Source organism: Stenotrophomonas sp. STEN020 (assembly GCF_056760195.1).
Genome location: NZ_JBRREI010000126.1, coordinates 1 through 316 on the forward strand (window position 1 = coordinate 1; position 316 = coordinate 316).

The 316-nt window shown below is 68.4% G+C and carries 1 protein-coding gene; it reads left to right on the forward strand.

Annotated elements, in window-relative coordinates; genetic code table 11:
- Nucleotides 1-316 (forward strand): transposase (locus ACVOLZ_RS22315; protein WP_481518045.1); only part of this gene is annotated, 316 nt, incomplete at both ends.

Below are 316 nucleotides of genomic sequence, written 5' to 3' on the forward strand. Positions count from 1 at the left end.
CAGCGAGCAGCGGCTATCGATCTCACCGCAGGGAAGGGTGCGGTATCAGCTCAAGACGCCATGGCGCAATGGCACCACCCATGTCGAATGGGATGCGGTCGACTTCATCGCCAAGCTGGCGGCACTGGTCCCGCCACCTCGCGCGCATCTCACCCGCTTCCACGGCGTATTCGCCTCGAATGCAAACCTGCGTGCGCAGCTGACGCCCTCGGGGCGCGGCAAGCGGCCTGCGGGCGATGCGGCGCCAGTGGACGTCAGCGCCCACGACGAGCCGCGCAGCCCCGAGCAGAAGCGCCGTGCGATGAGCTGGGCGCAA